Consider the following 25041-nt stretch of genomic DNA (forward strand, 5'->3'; position numbering starts at 1 on the left):
TTGACTCAAAGCATTGCAATAATTGGTGGCGGAATAGTTGGATCAACTGCTGCATATTATCTCAGTGAATTTAATAAAAATAATGATTTAGATATTACTGTGTTTGATCACGGTTGCGGTCAAGCAACAAAAGCTGCAGCTGGAATAATTTCCCCTTGGTTATCAAAAAGAAGGAATAAGTCCTGGTACGAATTAGCTAAGGATGGCGCAACTCTTTTAAATTCGATTGCTGATAAAACAAACATGCCCGAAGATATTTATAATCAATGTGGCACTATTATCACTAGAAATAATCTTGAAGATATTACTGAACTGTATGATTTAGCTATTGAAAGAAGTAAGGATACAGAAACAATTGGTGAAATATATAAATTAACTCCAGACGAAATTAAAAGACATATTCCAATTATAAACTCTAATCTTCCAGGTCTTTTGGTTACCGGTGGTGCAAGAATAAAAGGTGATAAATACACTGATCATCTTTTAAAAATTGCTAAAAGTAATGGTGTATCTGTAATTAATAAAGAAATTTCAATTAACGAAAATGTTAATGTGGTCTGTGACAGAAAAGAAATGCAGTTCGATAAAATTATTTTAGCGACTGGAGCATGGACAAAAAACGTATTGTCTAATTTACCTCTAGATGTTGATATTAGACCGCAAAAGGGTCAATTAATTGAATTATCTATTAATGATATTAATTTATCACATGAAGACATGCCGGTTTTAATGCCCGAAGGGGAATCTGATTTTATTCCCCTTGGAAATGGTCGTTTGATTGTTGGGGCTAGTCATGAAAATGATAAAGACTTTGATTTAAATCCAGATGCTGATGTAATAGATGAATTATTAAATAGCGCTACATCGTTATTACCATCCCTGTCAGCTGAAAATCTAATCCGCGTAAAAATCGGAACACGCGCTTATACAAGTGATTTTTCTCCTTTCTTCGGTAAAATTCCTGGATACGAAAAAATCCTAGTCGGTAGTGGACTAGGATCATCGGGGTTAACAACTGGACCTTTAGTTGGAAAAATTTTAGCTGAAATGGCAATTGATAACTTGTCGATGGATATTGAAAAATATCGAAAACCAATCGAAAATTATATTAAACTAGTAAAATAAGTGAAGGGCCTGCGTCGCAAGATTGTGGGCACCTTCATTTTTTGTATCTTCAATCCAATTATTGATCACTAAACTATATTTACTTTGTTCTGACAGAATTTTATCGACGTAATCTTGAAAATGCTTTGCATATTGTTTTTCTAAACTTTCATGAACAATTTTGCTATCTGTATAATAAACAACAATATCGTCAGATTTGACAAGTTTTTCAAGTTGCTTAAATCCTAATAAGCAAGCTTCAAATTCTGCTTCATGGTTATTTTTAGCTTCAAGTTTAAGTTTGTATTGGTATTGTTGATTATCATGAACAATTAATATTCCACAGGAACTATTTCCGGAATTGTTCATAGTGGCTGCATCAGTGTATAATTTAAACATAATCACAAATTCTCCAAAGGAAGGTTTTACTTAATGATAACCCAAAAACGAACATTTTTATACCAACCAGAACCATTGTATACGGTAATTAACTGGACATGGACGTTCGCATTGTTATTTATCGCGATAATCTTTTGGCTAGAAGTAACTGTTATCCAGTGGATTACAATCTTTTTCTTCTTAGTTTTTTGTCTATTCACATTATTTCAAATTATATTTAGAAAAATAACGGTTGTAGATGACAGAATCATTATTAGCAAAGTATTAAATCCTAAATGGTTAGATATTAAACTTTCTGATATTGACTCTATTAATTTCACTAAGCATCGTGCTACTATAGTAGTTAATAATAGGAAATTTGACTTATTATTACCATCTAATTCTGTAATTGAATTAAGTAATTTAATTAATAAATAATTAACTAGGAGATGTTCTTACCATGAAAACAGATATTGAAATTTCACAATCAGCCGATTTAGTTAACATTAATGATATTGCTTCACAATTAAACATTGGAATCAACGAATACGAACCATACGGTAAATATAAAGCAAAATTAAATTTACCTTTTAAGGGTGAAAAAAATGGAAAACTAATTTTAGTTACTTCCATTAATCCAACTGCTGCAGGAGAAGGTAAGACAACTTTAACAATTGGATTAGGAGACGCATTCCATCGTATTAATCAATCATGTGCAATTGCACTAAGAGAACCATCATTAGGACCTGTTATGGGAATTAAGGGTGGTGCTACAGGTGGTGGATACTCACAAGTTGCACCAATGGAAGATATCAATCTATTCTTTACAGGTGATTTTCCAGCAATTACTGAAGCACATGATACTTTATCAGCATTAATTGATAATCATATTCATCATGGTAACAAACTAAATATTGATCCTAGAACTATTACATGGAAGCGTGTCGTAGATATTAATGACCGTGAACTAAGAAAGGTCGTTATTGGATTAGGTGGTAGAACATCGGGTGTTCCTAGAGAAGACGGTTTTGACATTACAGTCGCAAGTGAAATTATGGCTGTTTTATGTCTAAGTGAAGATTTAGCAGATTTAAAAAATAAACTGGGTAAAATTTTGATTGGATACAACTATGATAGAGAACCTGTGACAGTAAACGATTTAGGTGTTACTGGGGCATTAGCTTTACTATTAAAAGACGCAATCAAACCTAACCTAGTTCAAACATTAGAACATACACCAGCGTTTATTCATGGTGGACCATTTGCCAACATTGCACATGGATGTAACAGTATTCTTGCAACAAAAGCTGCAATGCAACATGCTGATTACGCAATTACAGAAGCTGGTTTTGGTGCTGATTTAGGTGGAGAAAAGTTCCTAGATATCACTTCAAAGAAATTAGGTCATCGTCCAGATGCAATTGTAATTGTTGCAACTGTAAGAGCATTAAAGCTAAACGGTGGAGTTAATAAAAACGATCTTGACGAAGAAAATGTTGATGCTTTATTAGCAGGTGCTAAGAACTTAGGTAGACATATTGCTAATATGAAGCAATATAACAAACCTGTTGTTGTTGCAATTAACGAATTCTCAAGTGATACCGAAAAAGAAATTAATGCATTGAACGATTACATTACAAAACAAGGTGTAAAGCCATTTAATACAACTGTTTGGGAAAATGGTGGAGCAGGTGCTACCGATTTAGCAAACGAATTAGTTAAACTTTGCGAAAATAACGATGAATTCAAACCATTATATGAAGATGATGATGAATTTATGGTTAAGTTAGAATCCATTGTTACTAAGATTTATCATGGTAAGAACGTTGTTTTAAGCGCGAAAGCAAAACGACAATTAAAAACAATGGAAAAATATGGTTGGGATAAATTACCAATCTGTGTCGCCAAAACACAATATTCATTCTCAGATGATGCAAAACAATTAGGTGCACCTGAAGATTTCACTATTAACGTAAGCGAACTTCAACCTAAACTAGGTGCTGGTTTCATTGTTGCATTAACCGGAAAAATACTTACAATGCCTGGTCTTCCATCTCATCCAGCTGCCTTAAATATGGACATTGATAACGATGGAAAAATTACAGGATTGTTTTAGGAGTTAAAGCATGCCGATTTTATATATTATCTTAAGTGTTATCGCTTTAGTAGGAATTGATCAAATTATAAAAATTTGGATTTCTGCTAATATTATAGAAAATACAGCAAAACCGTTCATCCCTGGAGTATTATCCATTGCAAACATCCATAACAGTGGTGCTGCTTGGAGTATTTTACAGGGACAACAATGGTTGTTCTCAATCATTACATTTGTTGCTGTCGTTGCGGTTATCTACTTTATGATAAAATTAAAGAATAGAAAATTATATGTAGTTAGTTTAACAATTTTACTGTCAGGAATTATTGGTAATTTTATTAATCGCTTATTTGACGGATATGTAGTAGACATGTTCCAAGTTGATTTCATTAATTTCCCAATCTTTAACTTTGCAGACATTTGTATCACTTTTGGAATTGTTATCCTATTCATTGCAATATTAAGAGATGGTGATTTAGATTAGTAATACAGTAATTTATACAGTAACAGAGGGTAATGTTAGACTTGATAAGTCCATTACTGATAACATTGAGGATTTAAGCCGTGCAAGAGCGAAATCATTAATTGAAGATGGTCTGGTTCTTGTTAATGGTGAAAAGAAAAAGCCTAAATATGATGTCAAAATTGATGATCAAATTACGGTTGAAATCCCTGAGCCAGAAACTATGAATGTTGAGCCAGAAGATATTCCATTAGATATTGTATACGAAGATGACGATGTCTTAGTAGTTAACAAGCCACAGGGTATGGTAGTTCATCCCTCAGCCGGTCATCCTAATCATACTTTAGTTAATGCGCTATTATTTCATAGCCCATTATCAACAATCAATGGTACATATAGACCAGGAATCGTCCATCGAATTGATAAGGATACTTCTGGTTTATTGATGATTGCAAAGAACAATCATGCTCATGAGAGTTTGTCACAACAACTAAAAGATAAATCAAACATTCGTGAATACATTGCATTAGTCCATGGAAACATAAAAGAAAATAGTGGGGTAATCAATGCACCAATTGGTAGATCTAAAAAAGATCGTAAAAAACAAGGGATTGTTGAGGACGGTAAGAATGCAGTTACTCACTTTAAAGTCTTAGAAAGATTCGGTGGAGAGTACACATTAGTATCTTGTATTCTAGAAACTGGTAGAACTCATCAAATCAGAGTGCATATGAAATATATTGGTCATCCACTAGTAGGAGATCCATTATATGGTCCCAAAAATACTATCCAAGGAAATGGTCAATTCTTACATGCTAAAAAGCTAGGATTCGTTCATCCAGTAACTAATGAGCAACTTGTTTTTGAAACACCATTACCTGAAATTTTTGAACAAACAATTACTAAATTAAGAAATAAATATAAGATTCAATAGGAGGAACCATCTTGAGTAAAGTCGTCGTAGATAAAATGGCAATGCAAAGAGCATTAACCAGAATTACTTATGAAATTATCGAAAAAAATAAAGGGGTAAATAACCTAGTTTTAGTTGGTATTAAAACTCGTGGAATTTATCTTGCTAAACGTATCGCTAATCGTTTACAAAAATTAGAAAACAAAGAAGTTCCTGTAGTTGGAATTGATGTTACTAAGTATCGTGATGACATCCAACACACTAATAATGAACCAGAAGTCCTATCTGATAATGAAGTTTCATTGAAGGATAAAAACATCATCTTAGTAGATGACGTATTATTTACTGGTAGAACTATCAATGCAGCTTTATCAGCGATTGCTGAATTGGGAAGACCTAATAACATTCGTTTAGCTGTTTTAGTTGACAGAGGTCATCGTGAATTACCAATTAGAGCTGATTTTGTTGGTAAAAATATTCCAACTTCTAAACAAGAAATCATTCAAGTTCAAGTAGATGAAATTGATGATCAAGACTCAGTAGAAATTGATGAAAAGTAACTCTTAAATAATTCATTTAAGGAGACATTGTTATGACCACTAGATATTTAATATTAGAAGATGGAACATCATATAAGGGAAAAGGCTTTGGTGCAGAAGCTACCACCACTGGTGAAATTATTGTAAATTCTAATATGTTAGGCTATCAAGAAGTTATAACAAATCAAATTTACCATAATCAAATCATCGTTTTCACCCAACCATCAATTGGTAATACTGGGATTAATCACAAAAGTTTTGAAGCAATCGTAACCAATACTAAGGGTGTTGTGGTAAAGGAATATTCTAATGTTTCTACTAATCGATTAGGGAATCTTAATTTAGATCTTTTCCTAAAGCAACATAACATCCCAGGAATTGCTGGAATTGATACCCGTGAATTAACCCGTAGACTAAATAAAAAGCCAACAATGAAGGCAAGTATTGTTGATATTGATGATGAACATGCCTTTGATCAATTACATGCAACTGTTTTAACCAATCAACAAGTTAAGCAAGTTTCTACAACATCACCATTTCCAAACACTGGTGATGGTAACAATATTGTACTAATTGATTTTGGGCTAAAATACGGTATTTTAAGAAAGTTAGCTGACCTTGACTGTAATGTTATCGTCATGCCTTGGGATACTTCTAGCAAGTCCATTTTTGACCTAGATCCTGATGGCGTAGTTTTATCCACTGGACCAGGATCACCTTTAGACTTACCTAGTTCTGTTTTAGACATGATTAAGGATGTTCAAAAGGAAATTCCAATGTTCTCAATGGGATTAGGTCATGAATTATTTGCATTGGCCAATGGTGCTAATGTCTATAAACTAGATGGTGAACACCACGGTAGCAATCATCCAATTCGACAAATTATTACTAATCAAATTATTTATGCTTCACAAAGTGAGGGATACGCTGTTGACCCTAAATCCATTATTCATGATCAATTATTAATCACATACGTTGACCTAGTGAATGGAACCGTTCAAGGAATTAGACATCGTGATTATCCTGCTTTTTCAGTACAATTTTCTCCAGATGGAGGTCCCGGACCACAAGACAGTGCGGATACATTTGAAGAATTTCTAGAAAACGTTAGCTCACAAAGGAGATAACACATGATCGATAATGAAATAAAAAAGGTATTAATTCTAGGTGGAGGACCTTCTAAAATTGGTAGTGAAACTGAACTAGATGCATCAGCATTTCAAATGATGGTAGCCTTAAAAAAACTAGGCATATCAGTACTAGTAATGGATAACAATCCATTTTCATTAACTCTTTCTGAAGTTCAACCAGCTAACATTTTTATCAAAGAAATTAATGTAAAAAACGTAATTGATGTTTTAAATAAAGAACAACCAGACGCTCTTATTCCAATTACAGGTGGACTAAGGGCTGTTCATGTTGCTCAAGAATTGATTAATCAAGGAATCCTAGATGACCTAAATGTAAAAGTATTAGGTATTTCAAAGGAATCATTAAAGGTTTTAAATAGTCCAGATAAAATGAAAGCTGCAATTAACAGCGTTTCTGAACCTGCAGTTCCATCTAAAATAATTCGCAGTGAATCTGAAGCTTTTGCTGTGGTTAGAGATATTGGTTTTCCGGTTAACATCAAGAAAGTTAACCAAAGAGAAAGCACTGAAAGAATCATTTGTAATAATGCTGAAGATTTATCCGATTTACTTGAAGATGAGTTTAAAGACGACAGTGTATGCGTAATTGAGAAGAGCATTGTTGGATACAAACAGGTCGAAACAGTAGGGGTTAGAGATCAAACCAACACTAAAATACTAATTGCTGGACTTGAAAATATTGATGCTGTTGGAGTCCATTCTGGAGATTCAATGATTATCACTCCAGTTCAAACTTTAAATGATATTGAATATCAAAATATTAGAACTGCGACCTTCAAGATTATGGATTACTTAAACATTATTGGACCTTGTCATATTCAATTTGCTTTAGATACCAATGATGGATCAAATTACTACGTAACTAAAATTAACCCGATTATTAACAGTAACACTGCTTTAGCGGCTCGTTCTACAGGGTATCCGTTGGTTTATGTATGTACTAATTTATTATTGGGTAACTCATTAAATGAAATTAAGTTGCATAATAATTACCATCATTTAACTCCAATTATGGAACCAACTTTAGATCACGTTGTTGTTAAAATGCCGGTTTGGCCATTTGATAATATTCAAGAAGCTGATCAACATCTTGGTACAAAGATGAAATCTGTCGGTTCTACAATTGGTGTGGGAAGAACTGTTGAAGAAGCGTTACTAAAGGCGCTTAGAAGCTCTCAATTTTCTCCTAGAGATGTATTACCAAGTATGAAAGAAATCAGTAATGACGAATTGATTAGTCAATTAATTCATCCAAAGTCTGATCGTTTACTAGTGTTAATTGAAGCCCTTAGACGTGGATATCAAATTGATGAATTAGAAGAGTTAACAAAGATTGACCAATTCTATTTCTATAAGTTAAGAGCTTTACTTGATGTGGAAGAGCTCATTATTAAAGAACCAATGAAGCTTAGCACTATCGAAGTAGCACATGATTTCGGTTTTGGTGATGGTATGATGGCTGAAACATGGCAAGAACCGATTGAATCAGTAAGATCTTTATATCATGCTGAAAATGAATATCCAACTTACAAAACAATTGAACCTTCAGCTGGAGAGTTTGATCAAAATATTAGATCATTTTACAGTAGTTATGAAGTTGAAAACGAATCGCATCAAGAATCTGAAAAGACAGCTTTGGTAATTGGACGTGGGGGAAATAAACTTGGTCCAAATACTGCAGCTGACTATTATACAGCTGAGATGTTAATTCAACTTCATAGAATTGGTTACAAGACAATTGTAATGAACAATAACCCGAATGCTTTATCATTAAGCCCTCAAATCAGTGATAAACAATACATTGAACCAATTCAATTAGGAGCTATTCTTAATATAATTGAACTGGAAAAACCGGTTAGGGTATTTATTCCTGGAAATCGTCACTTCTTATTAAAACAATTAAAGCAATATACCAATTTAAACGTTCAAGTGCTTCCACCTGATCAAGAAACAGGGGTTGTTTTACCCAAAGACGTTACTTATGCATTAAATTTCTTTGTTACTAAAGAAGATAGTTACTTCATATCTACTGAAAAGCTTATTAGTAATAATAAGAGTGACTTAGACTATGTTACTGCATATGAAACTCCGTATGTCTTAGATGATAGTACTTTGGAGCAAGATATTAAGCTATCTAAAGAGCATATCGCTAGTTCTAATTGGATTGGTTTAGTTCAAATCTTGTTTAATCAAACTAAAAATGGCAAATCTGAATACGTTGGAATCAGGCCACTAAGACTTACTGAAACCATTTTCCTAAGCAGGGCGACAGGAATTAATTGGGTACGTGCCCTTGTCAGATTCTATACTAAGAAATTAGATATAGACGCCCTTATGGCTTCTATGCCTGATGTTTCAAATAGAACCACGCAAATGCAAGCAACATTCCCATTTAAACAATTAAACGTCAAAGTTGATCATGCGAATAGTTCTCAAGAAGTAGGGGCTAGAATAAAATTTAAAATTGAAGATTAAAAAAGACATTTCATTTTTGAAATGTCTTTTTTATTAATTGTTTTCAAAATATTTATCATCAGGTGTTCGCCCAGTGTTATTTAATACGACACTAATACCATTAACGGATCTGTTATCGCTATCATTTGTTGGTTTAGCTGATACCTGAGCTTGAATGTTATTATGACTATCTAATTGTAAGTTAGAGAATGTTATTGTTAAGGATTCACCATTTGTATCATCACCATCACTGGGTTGATTGATAATTAATTGGTTATTACTTAAACTGTATGAACATTTTTCACCATTAGTCCACTTATCATATTCTGGATATTTATAAGCCATTGAGAAATTACTTAAGTCATCTGAATATAAAACGTCTTTATCATTAAGAAAGTATAAATAAAAGTTATTATCATTGTAAGAAAATGTCCAAATGGTTTTCTTTTCAGTAGTTTCTTGAATGATTTTAGCTGGGGTAGGTCCCAGTTGTGTAGGACTACCGTTAACAACTTGATTTCTAACACCAACAACAACTGTAACTGAAATCAAGACAGTAATTAAATAAAAAAGGTTTTTATGTGCTTCTTTAAATGCTGAAATAAATCCCATAATGTTCACTCCTAATCGTCAGAAATTTTATCACCGGTATTTTTAATGGTTACTCTTTGATTACCTAAAGTAGCGTCGATGTTTTTACCGTTGGTCTCTAAATCAGTGAACTTTAAAGAAGAAAGACTAAAGCTATCATCTGTTAATTTATAATCAGTTGAGTTTGAAACCATTGCAATATGGTATTCATCATCTTTATAATGAGCTTCATCTGAATCCAAATAGAAGTAGATAGTGGCGTCTTCGTTATCTTCATCTTTATATGTAACTTTCCATAAAGTGTGATCTTTAATAGATTGCTTAATTAAAGATGTAGGTGCTTCTGATGCGCTAAAAACATTTCCACTCGTAATAACATTTTTTACTCCGAGCAAAATTAAAATAACGATAACTGCAATTATCGCATAAAAAGCATTTTTATGTGATTTCTTAAAGTTTGTAATATTAGACATATATGAATCCCCCTGTTTTTATATATAATCTATCTATAAGTATATCATAATAAAGGTGAATAATATATATCCATTAGTTTTAATGTATAGATGTATGCAAAATAAAAAGACCACCTTTATATAAAAAGGGGTCTTTAATCAATAATTTATTTAATATATCCATCCTTGCTGATTGTCGCATTTTGTTTAAAGGATGTACTTTCAGAATCAGTTTCAATAACTCCTTTAAATTTGTTATTGTTAACCTTCTTCAAGTTATATATCTTAATGTTGACTTGTTCTTCATCATACTTGATGTTAAACGTGATTTCGCCACCATTATTTTGATATGTTCCAACGTCATCACTGTAATTATTAGGATTCTTGTATATTCCATTTAAATCTGATTTATCTTCAGCAATTAAAACTTGATTATCCTTATTAAAGAATAAATATGTAACGTTTGAGTCGCTGCTTCTAAGCTTCCAAATAACTTTTCCTTTTTGATCAGCCTTAACTAGCAAGCTAGCATTATTATTGGTAAATTGATAGAACTTACCATTATCAATCGTGTTTCTAATTCCCAATCCAATTAAAACAATCACTACAAAAGCAAACAGATAAAATTTTCTGCTTCGTTTAAATATTTTCATAATAACTCTCCAATTCCATAATATGTATGCATTCTATCATATGAACCTTAAAACTAAGATTAATTTGCCTTCAAAAATTAAATAAAAATAAAAGGGCGCATTACACTGCAATTTAATGTATAACTATACACATTAATATAAAAACTCGCAGCACAGAGCTCCCTAAATTTCACCTTATTTATGATTAATCACATCTACAGATATTCCAAGTAACTTATTCGCATAAAGATAATCATCCTTAGTACAATCTTTATTAGAAGTAAGTAGGTGGAACTTTTCGCCAGAATCAATTGAAAATAAGTTTGTGTCAATTAGTCCATTCTTGATATAAAAACGATATCTAGCATCACGTTGTTTAGAATTAGCAAAGCTACCAATTGTAGATTCACATTCTAATATAAAACCATCCTTAAATTTGCTATTTAAAGCATTAAGAACCAATTTACCAAGTCCTTGGCCACGAATACTAGAATCAATAGCAAAGTATAAAATAAAGGCCTTATCATTTAAATCAACTAGATATAAGATACCAGCATGTTTATTGTTATGCTTAATCAAATACATTTTAATACGATGATCAGAATCAGCAAGCTGTATTAAATCATCAAATGAAATTTTTTCATAATCTGGAAAAGAGTCATTATATAACTGATGCCAATAATTTGACTCGTTTAAATCTTTAATTTCGGAAAATGAAATCATATAAAAATCCTTTCAACATTTTATACAAGTTTAACATATTATTTACGAAATCAATAATTACAGTAATAAAATTAAAAATGCTGTTTCTTTCTTACTTTTTAGGTTACTTCGCATAATATATATTATGTAAAGTAGATAGATAAAATTAAATAGAGAAACATTTCACACATTCCCCCTTTATATATTTGCAATTAATTAATAGTAAAAAATGAAAAAGCATCCAATTTAATGGATGCTTTTAATTATTGATTAAGTTCACTAATAATATCTTGTTCGAACTTACGAGGATTCTTTAATGGTGAATATCTTTTAATAAATTCACCATTCTTATTAATTAAAAATTTAGTATAGTTAAACTTTATACGGCCTTTACCTGAAGCATTTTTCAAGTAAGTAAATAATGGTAATTCATCTTTACCGTTAACTTTCACTTGTTTGCTCATTGGGAAAGTTACACCGTAGTGTAATTGGCAATATTCACTGGTCTTTTGATCATCTTTTAACTCCATGTGGAATTGATTTGATGGAACGCCAATGATAACAAAATTATCGTCTTTATATTTATCGTATAAGTATTGTAGATCTTTTAATTGTCCTGCAAGACCACACTTACTTGCTGTATTAACAACAAGTACTACCTTATTTTTTAAATCATTAAAATCAATGTTTGATCCATTCATTTCAGTTAACTTAAAATCGTAAAAATTTTTAATCATATAACTTCACTCTCAATCGAATTTATTATTTCCAACAAGACTTAATTAGTTTTTGCATGATTGGGTTACCTAGAACAACAACAAGCAATACCATTTGAATTGGTGTTGTAATAACTTGTTTTACTAGTCTAGTCATGATAAATACTTTAAAACTGTATCCTGATGTTAATGGTGATAAAGTTAAGAATAAAGTATTCATAAATGTGTTTACCAATAAGGTAATAATTAATTGAGCTACAATTGCTTTCCATGGACTGAATTTTTCATTTTTGTATAAAAATAGTCCAAAGATAAATGCTGCAGTCATTGCAGATAGAGTAAAACCTGGTAAGTACATTTGTCCACTCAATAGTGTAAACATTACATCACAGACCCCTGCTACTACTGCTGAAATGATTGGTCCATACATGGATGCCATTACAGCTGTAACTAGGAATGAGAAAGTAAATACAACGATTGGAGTGTGTATTCCAAATTTTCCTAATACATATGACAATGCCATTAAAATAGCAATTGTTGATGCGTCCCTAACGTTAATACGTGGAACTCTAAATAAAGTTGAAACATTCATAAAAACAAGACATCTCCTAGTGGAGCTGCCACTAAATCATTATAAAAACGATATTATAAAAACGTTGTGGCGAATGCGGGATATACATCGCAACCGTAGTTTTCGTCTAGCGTTCACATTCCGTTCCACTAGCACTTTACGCATATAACCCTACTCCTAAATTTTTTGCAAAATAACTTGCAACATCTATATTATCATTTATAAAAACATAAAACAACTAACATTTTATACTTTTGTTCAATTAATGTTTGTGTTTTGGTGAATAATAACCCTAAAATTCTAATTAAGTACGTTTATTTAATGTAAAATATTAACTTATTTGGTTTCTGTATCAATCATCCAGGCTAATGCTAATGATTTATTTCCTAAATGAGTTCCAATAACTGGACCAAAATAACTTTCTTCAATCTTCATATCAGGATAAATAGACTGAATACTTTCTTTCCATTCGTGTCCAGCTTCAGGATCATTTCCATTAATAACGATGGCTTTTACTGGATAATCAACTTTATCAATTGCTTCTTTAAATAGTTCTTCAGTTCTCTTTAATGCTTTTTTACGAGAACGAACTTTTTCAAAAGCTACAATTTCGTTTGATTGCTTATCAAATGTTAGAAGAGGTTTAATTTTTAACAAACTACCTAAAAACGCTGAAGCATTTGACAGTCTTCCACCTCTAACTAGGTTTTGCAAATCATCTACAACAAAAATTTCATCAATGGTATCTCTAACCATATCTAAGTGTTCAATAACTTCTTCAATTGATTTACCTGCTTCAACCTGTTTAGCAGCTTCAATTACCAAGTTCCCCATTAATTTTACTGTAATTTTTGAATTGTAAGGAATTACTTTAATATTTTCAATAGTGGGTGCTAACGCGGATAGTGAATTAAAGAACCCAGAAATAGTACTTGCTAAATGAATACTGATAACTGCATCGTATCCCTCTTCAGCTAGACTATTGTACATATTGATTAATTCTCCCATAGCAGGTTGAGAAGTACTTGGGAATGATTGCGAATTCTTCAATTTTTCATAGAATTCCTCGGTTGAGATATTTACCTCTTCTTCATAACTCTTACCATCAATCATGACAGGCATTGGAATAATATGAATGCCATATTTTTCTTGCTCTTCTTTTGATAAGTAAGAAGTACTATCTGTTACGATTGCAATTTTCATTATTTATCATCCTTTTAATCTTAATACGATCTTTTAATTTATATAAAAATTATAACATTAAACCAGTTTTATATCATGAGAACTCTGTTATTTTTGCTAAGTATAGCTTATTTAAGTTATACTATATTATAAGATTTTTAACGAAAGAGAGATGATAAAATGTCATTTGATGGTTCATTCACACATGCTATGGTCGCTGAATTAAATAACCTAGTTACTGGTGGTCGAATTTCAAAAATTAATCAACCTTATGATAATGAAGTCGTTATCACAATTAGATCTAACCATGAAAATTACCCTATTTTAATTTCTGCGAACCCTAACTATGCACGTGTACAAGTTTCAAGAACTTCATATGTTAATCCCAAGGTTCCAACTAATTTTACAATGACATTGAGAAAACATCTAAGCGGATCAATTTTAAAAAAAGTTACTCAAGTTGATAATGATCGAGTAATGGTTTTTCATTTTACAACACGCAATGAAATTGGTGACCTCAAAGAAATGATGTTAGTTGTAGAAATTATGGCTCGTCATAGTAATATTATTTTAGTAGATACTCAAGATGATATGCGTATTATTGACGCTATTAAACGCATTGGTGCTGATAAGAATAGATATAGAACCATTTTACCAGGAGATACCTACATCACCCCTCCAAACCAAAATATGATTAATCCATTCAGTGATGACTTTGACTTTAACATAGTGGAAACATTGCTTTCTAACTATCCTAACCAAGAAGTTTTATCTACTGAATTTCGTAAAACATTTCAAGGTTTAGGAAAGGATACATCACTATTTTTAGCAAAAATGATGCATGTTAGTACAAATCATAGAGATGGATTCAGTGAATTCTTTTCATTTTTTGATAATCCAAATCCTACACTGATTGAACATAATGGATCAGCAATTTTTACAGTTTATCCTTTTGAAGAAAAAGCTACAACCTTTAACTCTTTAAGTGAACTTCTTGATCATTTTTATGAAACTAAAGCTAGATTAGATCGCGTTAAGCAACAAGGTAGTGTTTTAATCAAAGTGGCTAAATCTGAACTTAAGAAAAACAAAACTAAAAAGAAAAAGTTGGAAAAGACTTTAGAAAACACGAAATACGCTGATGATTATAGAATTAAAGGAGAAATTTTAACGACCTATCTACATGAAATTAAAAAAGGGATGACTAAAATCACCCTTCCTAACTTTTATGATAATGGTAATCCGATTGAAATTAGTATTTCTAACCAAATTTCTCCATCAGAAAATGCACAAAAGTATTTCAAAAGATATCAAAAAGAAAAGAATGCTGTATCTTATGTTACTGATCAACTTGAAAAGACGAATAATGAAATCAATTATTTTGATAATATCTTATCTCAAATTGAACTTGCTAATCCATCTGACTTAGATGACATAAAAGTTGAATTTGAAAATGAAGGTTATTTAAAACATCATAATAATCATTCAAACAAAAAAACTACCAATACTAAAATTAGTAAGCCTGAAGAATTTATTACTGATGAAGGTGTTCATATTCTTGTTGGTAAAAATAATTTGCAAAACGATAAGTTAACAATGAAAGATGCTGATAAACGTGACACTTGGTTGCATACTCAAAAGATTCATGGATCACACGTTATTATTAAAGACTTTAATCCGGATGATAAAACGATTGAAGACGCTGCTATGCTTGCAGCATATTTCTCTAAAGCACGTGATTCAGCAACCGTTCCAGTTGACTATGTTCAGGTTAAAAAAATTAGAAAACCTAACGGATCAAAACCTGGCTTCGTTATATATGAAGGTCAACAAACAATTTATGTCACTCCTAGCAAAGAATTCGTTGATAACTTAAGAAAGAACAAATAAAAAAAAGATTGCCGATTGGCAATCTTTTTTTGTTATCTAGCCCATTTTGTATCTTTAAATTGTTGACGACCACCTAATTCTTCTATTTGTGCTCGTAATGGGTTCTTTTTGTAGAAGTCTTGGTGATAATCTTCAGCTGGATAGAATGGTTTTGCATCTTCAATTGAAGTAACAATTGGATCATCAAACATGCCACTTTCAGCTAAAGCTTTTTTAGAAGCTTCTGCCACTTCTCTTTGTTCTTCGCTATTTACGAAGATTACTGGACGGTAGCTGTCACCACGGTCTTGGAATTGACCAGCAGCATCAGTTGGATCAGTTTGTCTCCAGTAAATTTCAACAAGTTCTTTGTATGAAATAATTTCTGGATCAAATGTGATTTCAACTGCTTCAGTATGACCAGTAGTATGGCTACATACTTGTTCGTATGTTGGGTTGGCAACGTGTCCTCCAGTATAACCTGAGATTACACTTTCAATTCCTGGTTGTTGATCAAATGGTTCAACCATACACCAGAAACAACCACCCGCAAAAATTGCTGTTTCTTTACTCATTATAAAATCCCCCTTTTATTTAAATTCAGCTGCGTATTTACCGTAGCCTTCTTCTTCTAATTTATCAACTGGAATAAATCTTAATGAAGCTGAGTTAATGCAGTATCTCAATCCACCCTTATCTTGTGGTCCATCTGGGAAAACATGTCCTAAATGTGAGTTTGCTTCACTACTTCTAACTTCATTTCTAATCATTCCGTGAGAAGTATCTAGATTGCTCTTAATACTGCTTTGTTCGATTGGTTTAGTGAATGCTGGCCATCCACATCCTGAGTTGTACTTATCTTTTGATGTAAACAATGGTTCACCTGAAACAATATCTACATATAATCCATCTTCAAAAAAATCATCGAATTCATTTGTAAATGGTCTTTCAGTACCAGCGTTTTGAGTAACTTCATATTGTTCGTCTGTTAAACGACTTCTTAATTCTTCTTCACTGTATTTTTTCATAATTAACAGCTCCTTTGCTTAATTATGACATATCAAATGCTGATATATCGTACACGACATATCTATAATGATAACGAATATTGAAAATATTGCAACTCATTAGCACAATATATTATTCGGCATCCTTACCCCAATATGCATTACCAGCAAGTGCCATTAGAATGTAATAAATGTATTTTCCAACGTTTGCAAAATTAAATTGACTAAATGCCTTAGCTAATTGAATAAAGTCGTATAATAGCCAGAATTTCCATTGTGTTGAAATCTTCATGGCATTCATAATATTTGCGATTAATGAAATCCCAAATACAAAACTTGTTAATACATATAGGACGGAATCAGATGAGTTAAGTTGACCGTATCCAATGTAATTGATACCAAAGCTAAATAACAATGATAATAGAGATAAAAAGACGAAAAGTATTTTACCTTTAGCAGTATTCATTAAGTTTGATTTCTTAAATTTATCAGAATTTGTCCATGTCTTAATTGCCCAGATCTGAATAATAAAACTAATTGGGTAAGTTAAAATTGCACCATGATTACCAAGTAAGTAATCAATAATACAACCCAAGATAATCTCAGGAACTCCTATCCAATTACCCCAATTACTAAATCGACCAACTAATCTAGTAGACATAATAGACATACAAGCATCAAATGCACTAATTAAACCAAATGGAACAAAAATTGCCCAGTGTCCCCAATGAGTCACATCATTAAGTGATTCAAATAGATATCCTGATAGAAATGCACAAATAAATATAATTACAATTCCTAATAAATCCATCACTCTTGAAGTTGCTAAATTTCTTAATACTTTTACCATTTTGAAAATCTCCTATTGTTTTTATTTGAGACAGCCGTATTCCGGATGCAACGCTGTCAGATATTTTATATAAATAAAAAGCACATCTCTAGGATGTGCTTTTTACCGTCCTAATACTAATCTAAAACATCAGTTAATTGAGGAACAACTTGTTTCTTTCTTGATACAACACCTGGTAAGGCAATTGTGTCGTCAGAAATAGTTTGGTTAAATGCTTTTTCAACAGCATCTTTAGGTTCACCATATACAATGGCTTCTGAGTTGCTGTCTAAAACATTAGTAGCAATAACTAAGAATAAATCATATCCTTCAGCTTTTGCTTCTTCTTCCATAGCTTTTAGTAAATCAGCTTTACGTTTTAAGACGTCGTTAACATCAACAGTGTTAATTTGGTCGATACGAACAGCTTTACCACCCATAGTGAATGACTTAGCATCACCGTCAATTAGGTCTTTATCAGATCTAGCATCAACGTTAGTACCAGCTTTTAGCATCTTGATACCGTATTCTTCGTAGTCAACATTAGCAATCTTAGCTAATGCTTCAACTGCTTTCTTGTCAACATCTGTAGTTGTTGGTGATTTTAGTAATAATGTATCAGAAATGATTGCTGATAGCATTAGTCCTGCTAATTTTTCAGGAATTTCAACATTTTTTTCGTTAAACATTTCAAAAATTACAGTACTTACACAACCAACTGGTTCTGCGCGATAAAATACTGGTTTTTCAGTATTAAAATCTGCAATTCTGTGATGATCAACAACATGAGTTACAGTTAATTTATCAATATCTGAAACACTTTGTTGAGGTTCATTATGATCCACTAGCATAACAGATTCAACTTCTGATGAAGCTTCACTAATTACACGAGGTGTATCTTGTTTAAAGTAGTCTAAAACAAATTTAGTTTCTTCACTAGGTGTACCTAAAGCAACTGCTTCAACATCGTAACCTAATTTGTTTTGTAGATATGCATATTCGATAGCTGCACAAATTGCATCAGTATCTGGACTTTGGTGTCCGAAAACTAATTCTTTAGCCATGATAAAACTTCCTTTATCTTTTTAGTAGTTGTCCTTTAATCTTGTTAGGTAGTCTCTTTCATCTAAGAATTTATCAAATTCTTCTAGGAATGAACCCACACGAGGAATCATTTTCTTATTTGTTCTGTAGACGAATGCTAGATCAAAATTAATGTTTGGATTCAAACGGGCAACCCATGTATTATTATCTTCCAATTTTTTAACATCTTTGTCAATCATAAATGAACTTGGAAGTGCAGTATTTAATCCAGTGTTAACTGCAAAGCGTAAGATTTGTTCTGGAGTTGAGAAACAAGCACCACTCTTAGGACTATCTAGTAGTTGATCCTTGTATTCAGTTTTTAGAATTGAATCTAAGAAGTAATCTTCTGGATAAGTAACCCATGGTCTATCCAATGTGTCCTTAAATTTAATTTTATCTTTTCCAGCAAATTTTTCATTATGGTGAATGTACATTAAGTCATCACTCATAATCTTTTGTGCTTCATATGGCTTCCAGTTCTTAATTGATGAATCTGGTAAGTACATAATTGCTAAATCAATACGGTTGTTTTCCAAGCTTTCCCAAATTTCCTTACGGGTTAACATTCTTAAGTTAATCTTCAATTCAGGATTCTTTTTGTATAATTCAGCGATGAACTTTTCAAATACTTTAACTTGAATTGATGATAAAACACCAATGTTAATATCACCAGTTGAAGCGCTGTTTGATTGTTCAATTTCGTCAGCAGTTTGGTTTAAAATTTCATAAATATCTTTTGTAGACTTTAGCATAATGTTACCAGCTGATGATAACTTTAATTTTTTACCAATTGAATAAAATAATGGTGCCCCAACAGTCTTTTCAAGCTTTTTAATTTGTTGAGTAAGAGCTGGTTGAGTAATTCCCAAAATTTGTGCTGCTTGAGTGTAATTCATAGTTTCTGCTAATTGCAAAAAGTATGAAAGTGTTTTTGAAGAGAAAATATTTTCTTGCTTAGTTTTTTTCATTTTTTACCCCTATTTATCCATAAAATTATCATATAATAAATTCTTCATTAGAATATAATAACCTAATCATCATAAAATAACAATAAATTTTATGATTTTGATAATAATTATTCTATAGATAATATTACTTAATATTAGCCACTACTTCAGGATGTAATACCATCATATTTAATGGTTGTCCTTCAGCATCAACATCTAATAAAGCAGAACCATTTGATTGTCTATCGTTAATTGGATGTTCCGAAGGCATAATGTCATGGGTACGACGTCTATCAGTAACCACTTGAATTGGATTGTAACTGTCGTTAGATTCTTCAAGCTTAACCAAGTCCACTAATTCATGTGGATTCTTCTTAAGTGGTTTTAGAACTTGAACCCCTCTACGTGCACGACTTGCTAATGGAACTTCACTAACTTTCATATTCTTGTAGAATCCACGTTGGGTAATCATCCCCACAACATCATCTTCCCTTACCAATGCGACATTAGCGACAAATTCATCATCCCTAATATCCATTGATCTAACACCAGTTGAACGAGCACCTGAATAAGATACTTCATCTAATTCAAAACATGTTGCTAATCCGACATTTGAAGCAATAAACACTAATGGATTATCGTCTTGTTTTTCTACATATTCCACATTTAATACATAGGCACTATCATCTTTTAGCTTTTCATAAACAGCTGGTCTAGAACGATAGTTACGTCCAGGTGCTAATTTATCAAATTCGGTTTGTTTGATATAGCCGTCACTAGTTGAAATAACAAACTTACCAGTTTCTTTAAGAGTCTTAAATGACATGACCTTAATGATCGCTTCATCATCACTTAAACCAATTGTTTGAGAAATATGTTCACCAGTTTCCTTCCACTTAGCATCAGTGATTTCATGAACTGGACGGTAAATTAAGTTACCTTTATTAGTAAACATAAACAAATGTTGTAGTGTGGTTAGTTCTTCTAAGAAAATTGGATAGTCATCTTCTTTTAGACCATCATCATCAACATCTGAAGCTTTGTATGAACGAACACTACTACGTTTTAGATAGCCATCATGACTAACCATCACAACAACGTCTTCTTCTGGAACAGTAATTGTCTTACTGATTTTTAGTTCTTCGACTTCGGCTTCAATCTTAGTTAAACGATCATTACCATATGCTTTTTTAATTGCCTTAAATTCATTAGTAAGAACACGATTCAATTCACTATCATCGTTTAAGATCTTATTGAATTCTAAAATATCAGCAGTTAATTTGGCTTTTTCAGTTTCTAGTTCAACCACATCTGTATTAGTTAAACGGTATAGTTGTAACTTAACGATTGCATCTGCTTGTTTTTCAGAGAAATCGAATTTAGTAATCAAATTATTACATGCATCTTTACGATTATCACTTGCTCTAATTGTCTTAATTACATCATCTAGGATAGATAAAGCTTTAATTAAACCATCAACAATATGTTGTCTATCCATTGCTTTATCTAAATCGTATTGAGTACGTTTAGAAACCACTAATCTTTGATAATTAAGATATGAGTCCAAGATTTCCTTTAAAGATAATCTTTCTGGACGCATTTTGTTGATTGCGACCACGTTAAAGTGATAGTTAATTTGTAAATCGGTGTTTTTAAATAGGTAATTTAAGATTCCGGTAGCATCTACATCTCGTTTTAATTCGATAGCAATAGATAAACCATTACGGTCACTTTCATCTCTAACTTCAGCAATACCATCAATTTTCTTATTGATTCTGATTTCATCAATTTGTTTTACCAATTGAAGTTTATTAACTTCATATGGTAGTTCACTTACTCTAATTAATGTTTTATTACCACGTAGTTCTTCAACATTAGTCTTAGAACGAATAATAATCTTTCCACGACCAGTTTCATATGCTTTTTTAATTCCATCAAGACCTTGGACAATTCCCCCAGTTGGGAAGTCAGGGCCCTTGATGAATTCCATTAATTCTTCCAATGAAGCATCTGGATGTTTTTGTAAGTGCATTAAAGCATCTAATACTTCTGTTAGGTTGTGAGGTGGAATTTCAGTTGCATATCCTGAAGAAATACCAGTTGCACCGTTTACTAATAAGTTAGGGAAACGTGATGGAAGTACAGTTGGTTCATTTTCAGTGTCATCAAAGTTTGGCACCCAATCAACTGTATCTTTATCAATGTCTCTTAGCATTTCAGATGCAATTTTACTCAATCTAGCTTCGGTATAACGCATCGCCGCAGCTGGATCTCCATCCATTGAACCATTGTTACCGTGCATTTCAATTAATGGTTCTCTGATTTTCCATTCTTGACTCATTCTTACTAATGCTTCATAGATAGAACTATCACCATGGGGATGGAAATTACCCATAACATTACCAACTGACTTAGCTGACTTTCTGAAACCTTTGTCAAAGGTATTTCCATCCTTGTTCATTGCATATAGAATTCTTCGTTGGACAGGCTTTAGTCCGTCACGAACATCTGGTAACGCTCTTTCTTGAATGATTGATTTAGAGTATCTACTAAATCTTTCACTCATGATTTGTTCAAGCGTTAGTTTTTCAATCACTGAATGATTAGCCACTTCGTTTCCTCCTATCTATTCAATTTCTGTTTCTTTAGTTGTATCTAAAATACTGCCGTCTTCTTCTAGTGTGAATTTAACGTTTTCTTCAATCCATTCACGTCTTGGTTCAACTTTGTCACCCATAAGAGTAGTTACACGCTTTTCAGCAAGTGCAGCATCATCAATTTGAACTTGAATTAAAGTTCTGTTATCCGGGTCCATAGTAGTTTCCCATAATTGATCGGCGTTCATTTCGCCAAGACCTTTAAATCTTTGTAAAGCAGGATGTTGGCCAAACGCTTTTAACTTGTCTGTTAATTCGTCGTTAGTCCAAGCATAATCAACTTGGTTCTTCTTACCAGACTTTTGTTGAATCTTATATAAAGGTGGAAGTGCAATGTACACTCTACCTTGTTCAACCATTGGACGCATGTACTTGTAGAAGAATGTTAATAACAGAATTTGAATATGGGCACCATCATCATCGGCATCGGTCATGATGATGACTTTATCATAGTTGGCATCTTCAATATTGAAGTCCGCACCAACACCAGCACCAATTGTATAAATCATGGTACTAATTTCTTCATTTTTTAAGATATCATCTAGTTTTGCTCTTTCAGTATTTAAAACCTTACCACGTAAAGGCAAAATTGCTTGATGCTTACGGTCACGTCCTTGTTTAGCAGAACCACCCGCAGAATCCCCTTCGACTAGGAATAGTTCATTTTTAGAAACATCTTTAGATTGCGCTGGTGTTAATTTACCAGATAGTAATCTTTCCTTCTTGTGTTTCTTCTTACCATTACGACTTTCATCACGAGCTTTACGCGCAGCTTCTCTCGCCTTACGTGCTCTTAATGACTTATGAACTAATTCTTGAGCAAAATCATTGTTTTCCAATAGGAAGTAACCTAATTGTTCTGAAACAATATTATCAACAATAGAACGAACTTCAGGACTTCCTAGTTTTTCTTTGGTTTGACCTTCGAATTGAAGCATTTCCTCAGGCACTTTAATTGAAATAACCGCAGATAGACCTTCTCTAACATCAGTTCCGTCTAAGTTCTTTTCTTTATCCTTTAATAGTTTTACTCGACGCGCAAAATCATTAAAAGACTTGGTCCAGGCACTTCTAAAACCTGATTCGTGAGTTCCACCATCTTTAGTTCTAACGTTATTAACGAATGAAAGTGTGTTTTCTGTATAACCGTCATTGTATTGAGCAGCTACTTCAACTTCAACACCATCTTTTGATCCATCAAAATACATGATGTTACCAAGAGTATGCTTATCTTCGTTCAAGTATTGAACAAACTCTTTAATTCCATCTTTAAAATGGAACTCTTCGCTACGTTCTTGACCCACTCGTTCATCAGTTAAAGTGATTTTTATGCCGTTTAATAAAAATGCTGATTCTCTTAAACGTTGTCTTAAAATATCGTAGTTATAAATAGTGGTTGTAAAAATACTACTATCAGGCTTGAAAGTGACAGTAGTTCCACTATGTTCTTTTGTTTTACCGATTTTCTTAAGGGTGCCAATTGGTTGACCACCATTTTCGAAATCTTCTTCATATTTGTAACCATCTCTAACAATAGTTACACTTAAACTGTTTGAAAGTGCATTAACAACACTGGAACCTACCCCGTGCAAACCACCGGAGGTCTTGTATCCACCATTTTCTGTAAACTTACCACCAGCATGTAATACAGTTAAGATTACTTCTGGAGTGGGTTTACCAGATGAATGCATTCCTACAGGCATTCCACGTCCATGATCCACCACTGTAATACTATTATCATTATGTATAGTAACGTTAATTTCGTCACCATATCCGGCTAATGCTTCATCGACCGCATTATCCACAATTTCGTATACCAAATGATGTAATCCTTTACTATCGGTAGAACCGATGTACATACCAGGACGTTTTCTAACTGCTTCCAATCCTTTAAGAACTTGAATGGAGTCATCATTATAGTTTTCTGACTTATTAGCCATCATTACGCACTCCCTTTCATACAATATAATATATTACATTATTTAAAAACGTTTTAAAAGGGCTTTAGTTTAGGAATTGCGATACTAGGTTGTCTAAATTCGTAAAAATGGTAGAATTAATAGATAGTTATTTTGGGGGAGGAACGTTTTTTGAAACTTATACTATTATTAATAGTGGCTTACTTATTAGGGTCACTACCTAGTGGAATCTGGGTTGGAAAATTATTTTTCCATAAAGATATCACTAAATTGGGTTCCGGAAACATGGGAACCACCAATACGTTTAGAGAATTAGGAAAGACTGCTGGAGCGGTTGTAATGATTCTAGATATTCTAAAAGGAACAATCGCTACATTACTTCCAGCTTTCTTCAATATCTCACACGTATCACCAATTATATTTGGTCTGTTCGCTGTATTAGGCCACACTTTCTCAGTTTTTGCTCATTTTAAAGGTGGTAAAGCTGTTGCAACAAGTGCAGGGATGCTATTAGCAATTCACCCTATTTTATTCTTATGTGCATTTGCTTTTGAAATTATTTTTACTTACTTAACAAGTATGGTTAGTCTTGCTAGTATGATCTCATTCCCACTTATTACCATCTTAATATTAATGGATGGTGATTACTGGTTAGGTTTAATCGGAATCATATTAACTGTCTTCATCTTTGTAAGACACCGCAGTAACATTACAAGAATTAAAAATGGAAACGAAAACTTAGTTCCATTTGGGCTTGTATATAAACATCGTAATAAATAATAAA

General features: G+C 32.4%; 25 protein-coding genes and 1 riboswitch. Of the genes, 10 read left to right on the forward strand and 15 right to left on the reverse strand.

Translation table 11 applies throughout. The annotated features are described in order from the left end of the window. Positions 1–1125: an NAD(P)/FAD-dependent oxidoreductase gene (locus ABWU86_RS04565; RefSeq protein ID WP_293792709.1), complete on the forward strand. Its 1125-nt coding sequence runs from the start codon at positions 1–3 to the stop codon at positions 1123–1125. On the opposite strand, the gene ABWU86_RS04570 is transcribed toward ABWU86_RS04565, so the two are convergent. Continuing rightward, complete coding sequence (locus ABWU86_RS04570) at positions 1114–1503, reverse strand: ribonuclease HI family protein (RefSeq protein WP_293792708.1); 390 nt, start codon at positions 1501–1503, stop codon at positions 1114–1116. The genes ABWU86_RS04565 and ABWU86_RS04570 overlap by 12 nt on opposite strands. Before the next feature lie 33 nt (positions 1504–1536). Here ABWU86_RS04570 and ABWU86_RS04575 point away from each other — a divergent pair, with 33 nt between their 5' ends. Genes ABWU86_RS04575 through ABWU86_RS04605 form a run of 7 tightly spaced genes read left to right on the forward strand, consistent with a single transcriptional unit; the run spans position 1537 to position 9118 of the window. Continuing rightward, positions 1537–1920, forward strand: coding sequence for an EbsA family protein (locus ABWU86_RS04575; protein WP_293792707.1), 384 nt, complete (start codon positions 1537–1539; stop codon positions 1918–1920). 22 nt (positions 1921–1942) lie between these two features. Beyond that, positions 1943–3598 carry a formate--tetrahydrofolate ligase gene (locus ABWU86_RS04580; protein WP_293792705.1) on the forward strand — a complete coding sequence of 552 codons (1656 nt, stop codon included), beginning with the start codon at positions 1943–1945 and terminating at the stop codon, positions 3596–3598. A gap of 10 nt (positions 3599–3608) precedes the next feature. Beyond that, the gene (gene lspA / locus ABWU86_RS04585) at positions 3609–4061 is read left to right on the forward strand and encodes a signal peptidase II (RefSeq protein ID WP_293792704.1); all 453 of its coding nucleotides are present in this window, start codon (positions 3609–3611) and stop codon (positions 4059–4061) included. 10 nt (positions 4062–4071) lie between these two features. Beyond that, positions 4072–4974, forward strand: a complete 903-nt coding sequence (locus ABWU86_RS04590) for an RluA family pseudouridine synthase (RefSeq protein ID WP_353321716.1) — start codon at positions 4072–4074, stop codon at positions 4972–4974. Between the two features lie 11 nt (positions 4975–4985). Further along, entirely contained in the window at positions 4986–5513 is a 528-nt protein-coding gene (pyrR, locus tag ABWU86_RS04595; RefSeq protein ID WP_053949994.1) for a bifunctional pyr operon transcriptional regulator/uracil phosphoribosyltransferase PyrR, read from the forward strand. A 32-nt stretch (positions 5514–5545) separates the two neighbouring features. Continuing rightward, positions 5546–6619: a carbamoyl phosphate synthase small subunit gene (locus ABWU86_RS04600; protein ID WP_353321648.1), complete on the forward strand. Its 1074-nt coding sequence runs from the start codon at positions 5546–5548 to the stop codon at positions 6617–6619. Between the two features lie 3 nt (positions 6620–6622). Further along, positions 6623–9118 (forward strand): carbamoyl phosphate synthase preATP-grasp domain-containing protein, encoded by a 2496-nt coding sequence (locus tag ABWU86_RS04605; protein WP_353321650.1) that lies wholly within the window; start codon positions 6623–6625, stop codon positions 9116–9118. Positions 9119–9151: 33 nt separating this feature from the next. Here ABWU86_RS04605 and ABWU86_RS04610 read toward each other — a convergent pair whose 3' ends face one another. The 7 genes from ABWU86_RS04610 to ABWU86_RS04640 form a co-directional block, all read right to left on the reverse strand. Then, on the reverse strand, positions 9152–9709 hold the full coding sequence (locus tag ABWU86_RS04610; protein ID WP_293792699.1) for a hypothetical protein: 558 nt from the start codon (positions 9707–9709) through the stop codon (positions 9152–9154). Between the two features lie 11 nt (positions 9710–9720). Continuing rightward, the gene (locus ABWU86_RS04615; RefSeq protein WP_293792698.1) at positions 9721–10161 is read right to left on the reverse strand and encodes a hypothetical protein; all 441 of its coding nucleotides are present in this window, start codon (positions 10159–10161) and stop codon (positions 9721–9723) included. 146 nt (positions 10162–10307) lie between these two features. Continuing rightward, positions 10308–10793, reverse strand: coding sequence for a hypothetical protein (locus ABWU86_RS04620; protein ID WP_293792697.1), 486 nt, complete (start codon positions 10791–10793; stop codon positions 10308–10310). 174 nt (positions 10794–10967) lie between these two features. Next, positions 10968–11495 (reverse strand): GNAT family N-acetyltransferase, encoded by a 528-nt coding sequence (locus ABWU86_RS04625; RefSeq protein WP_293792695.1) that lies wholly within the window; start codon positions 11493–11495, stop codon positions 10968–10970. Between the two features lie 242 nt (positions 11496–11737). After that, positions 11738–12208, reverse strand: a complete 471-nt coding sequence (locus ABWU86_RS04630) for a glutathione peroxidase (protein WP_353321718.1) — start codon at positions 12206–12208, stop codon at positions 11738–11740. A gap of 28 nt (positions 12209–12236) precedes the next feature. Next, positions 12237–12782 carry a folate family ECF transporter S component gene (locus tag ABWU86_RS04635; protein ID WP_353321654.1) on the reverse strand — a complete coding sequence of 182 codons (546 nt, stop codon included), beginning with the start codon at positions 12780–12782 and terminating at the stop codon, positions 12237–12239. Positions 12783–12847: 65 nt separating this feature from the next. Continuing rightward, a riboswitch (THF riboswitch) is annotated at positions 12848–12942 on the reverse strand. 155 nt (positions 12943–13097) lie between these two features. After that, complete coding sequence (locus ABWU86_RS04640; protein WP_293792694.1) at positions 13098–13964, reverse strand: DegV family protein; 867 nt, start codon at positions 13962–13964, stop codon at positions 13098–13100. A 159-nt stretch (positions 13965–14123) separates the two neighbouring features. On the opposite strand from ABWU86_RS04640, the gene ABWU86_RS04645 reads away from it, so the two are divergent. Further along, a complete protein-coding gene (locus ABWU86_RS04645; protein ID WP_353321657.1) occupies positions 14124–15833 on the forward strand; it encodes an NFACT RNA binding domain-containing protein in 1710 nt (569 codons plus the stop codon). A 32-nt stretch (positions 15834–15865) separates the two neighbouring features. Here the strand turns inward: ABWU86_RS04645 and msrA are convergent, their stop codons facing one another. From msrA to parE, 7 genes are all read right to left on the reverse strand, one after another. Continuing rightward, the gene (gene msrA, locus ABWU86_RS04650; RefSeq protein WP_293792690.1) at positions 15866–16387 is read right to left on the reverse strand and encodes a peptide-methionine (S)-S-oxide reductase MsrA; all 522 of its coding nucleotides are present in this window, start codon (positions 16385–16387) and stop codon (positions 15866–15868) included. A gap of 15 nt (positions 16388–16402) precedes the next feature. Then, positions 16403–16840 carry a peptide-methionine (R)-S-oxide reductase MsrB gene (msrB, locus tag ABWU86_RS04655; protein WP_053949984.1) on the reverse strand — a complete coding sequence of 146 codons (438 nt, stop codon included), beginning with the start codon at positions 16838–16840 and terminating at the stop codon, positions 16403–16405. Between the two features lie 112 nt (positions 16841–16952). Then, positions 16953–17669 (reverse strand): nicotinamide mononucleotide transporter, encoded by a 717-nt coding sequence (locus ABWU86_RS04660; RefSeq protein ID WP_353321660.1) that lies wholly within the window; start codon positions 17667–17669, stop codon positions 16953–16955. Positions 17670–17785: 116 nt separating this feature from the next. After that, the gene (locus ABWU86_RS04665) at positions 17786–18712 is read right to left on the reverse strand and encodes a manganese-dependent inorganic pyrophosphatase (protein ID WP_353321662.1); all 927 of its coding nucleotides are present in this window, start codon (positions 18710–18712) and stop codon (positions 17786–17788) included. 21 nt (positions 18713–18733) lie between these two features. Continuing rightward, complete coding sequence (locus ABWU86_RS04670) at positions 18734–19702, reverse strand: LysR family transcriptional regulator (protein WP_293792685.1); 969 nt, start codon at positions 19700–19702, stop codon at positions 18734–18736. A 124-nt stretch (positions 19703–19826) separates the two neighbouring features. Then, positions 19827–22292, reverse strand: a complete 2466-nt coding sequence (parC, locus tag ABWU86_RS04675) for a DNA topoisomerase IV subunit A (RefSeq protein WP_353321665.1) — start codon at positions 22290–22292, stop codon at positions 19827–19829. A gap of 15 nt (positions 22293–22307) precedes the next feature. Beyond that, positions 22308–24278: a DNA topoisomerase IV subunit B gene (gene parE, locus ABWU86_RS04680; protein WP_293792681.1), complete on the reverse strand. Its 1971-nt coding sequence runs from the start codon at positions 24276–24278 to the stop codon at positions 22308–22310. 150 nt (positions 24279–24428) lie between these two features. Between parE and plsY the strand changes: the two genes are divergently transcribed. Continuing rightward, positions 24429–25037, forward strand: coding sequence for a glycerol-3-phosphate 1-O-acyltransferase PlsY (plsY, locus tag ABWU86_RS04685; RefSeq protein WP_293792680.1), 609 nt, complete (start codon positions 24429–24431; stop codon positions 25035–25037). Positions 25038–25041: the final 4 nt, after the last annotated feature.

The organism is Apilactobacillus pseudapinorum (assembly GCF_040369555.1).
In the GTDB taxonomy this organism is placed as follows: Bacteria; Bacillota; Bacilli; order Lactobacillales; family Lactobacillaceae; genus Apilactobacillus.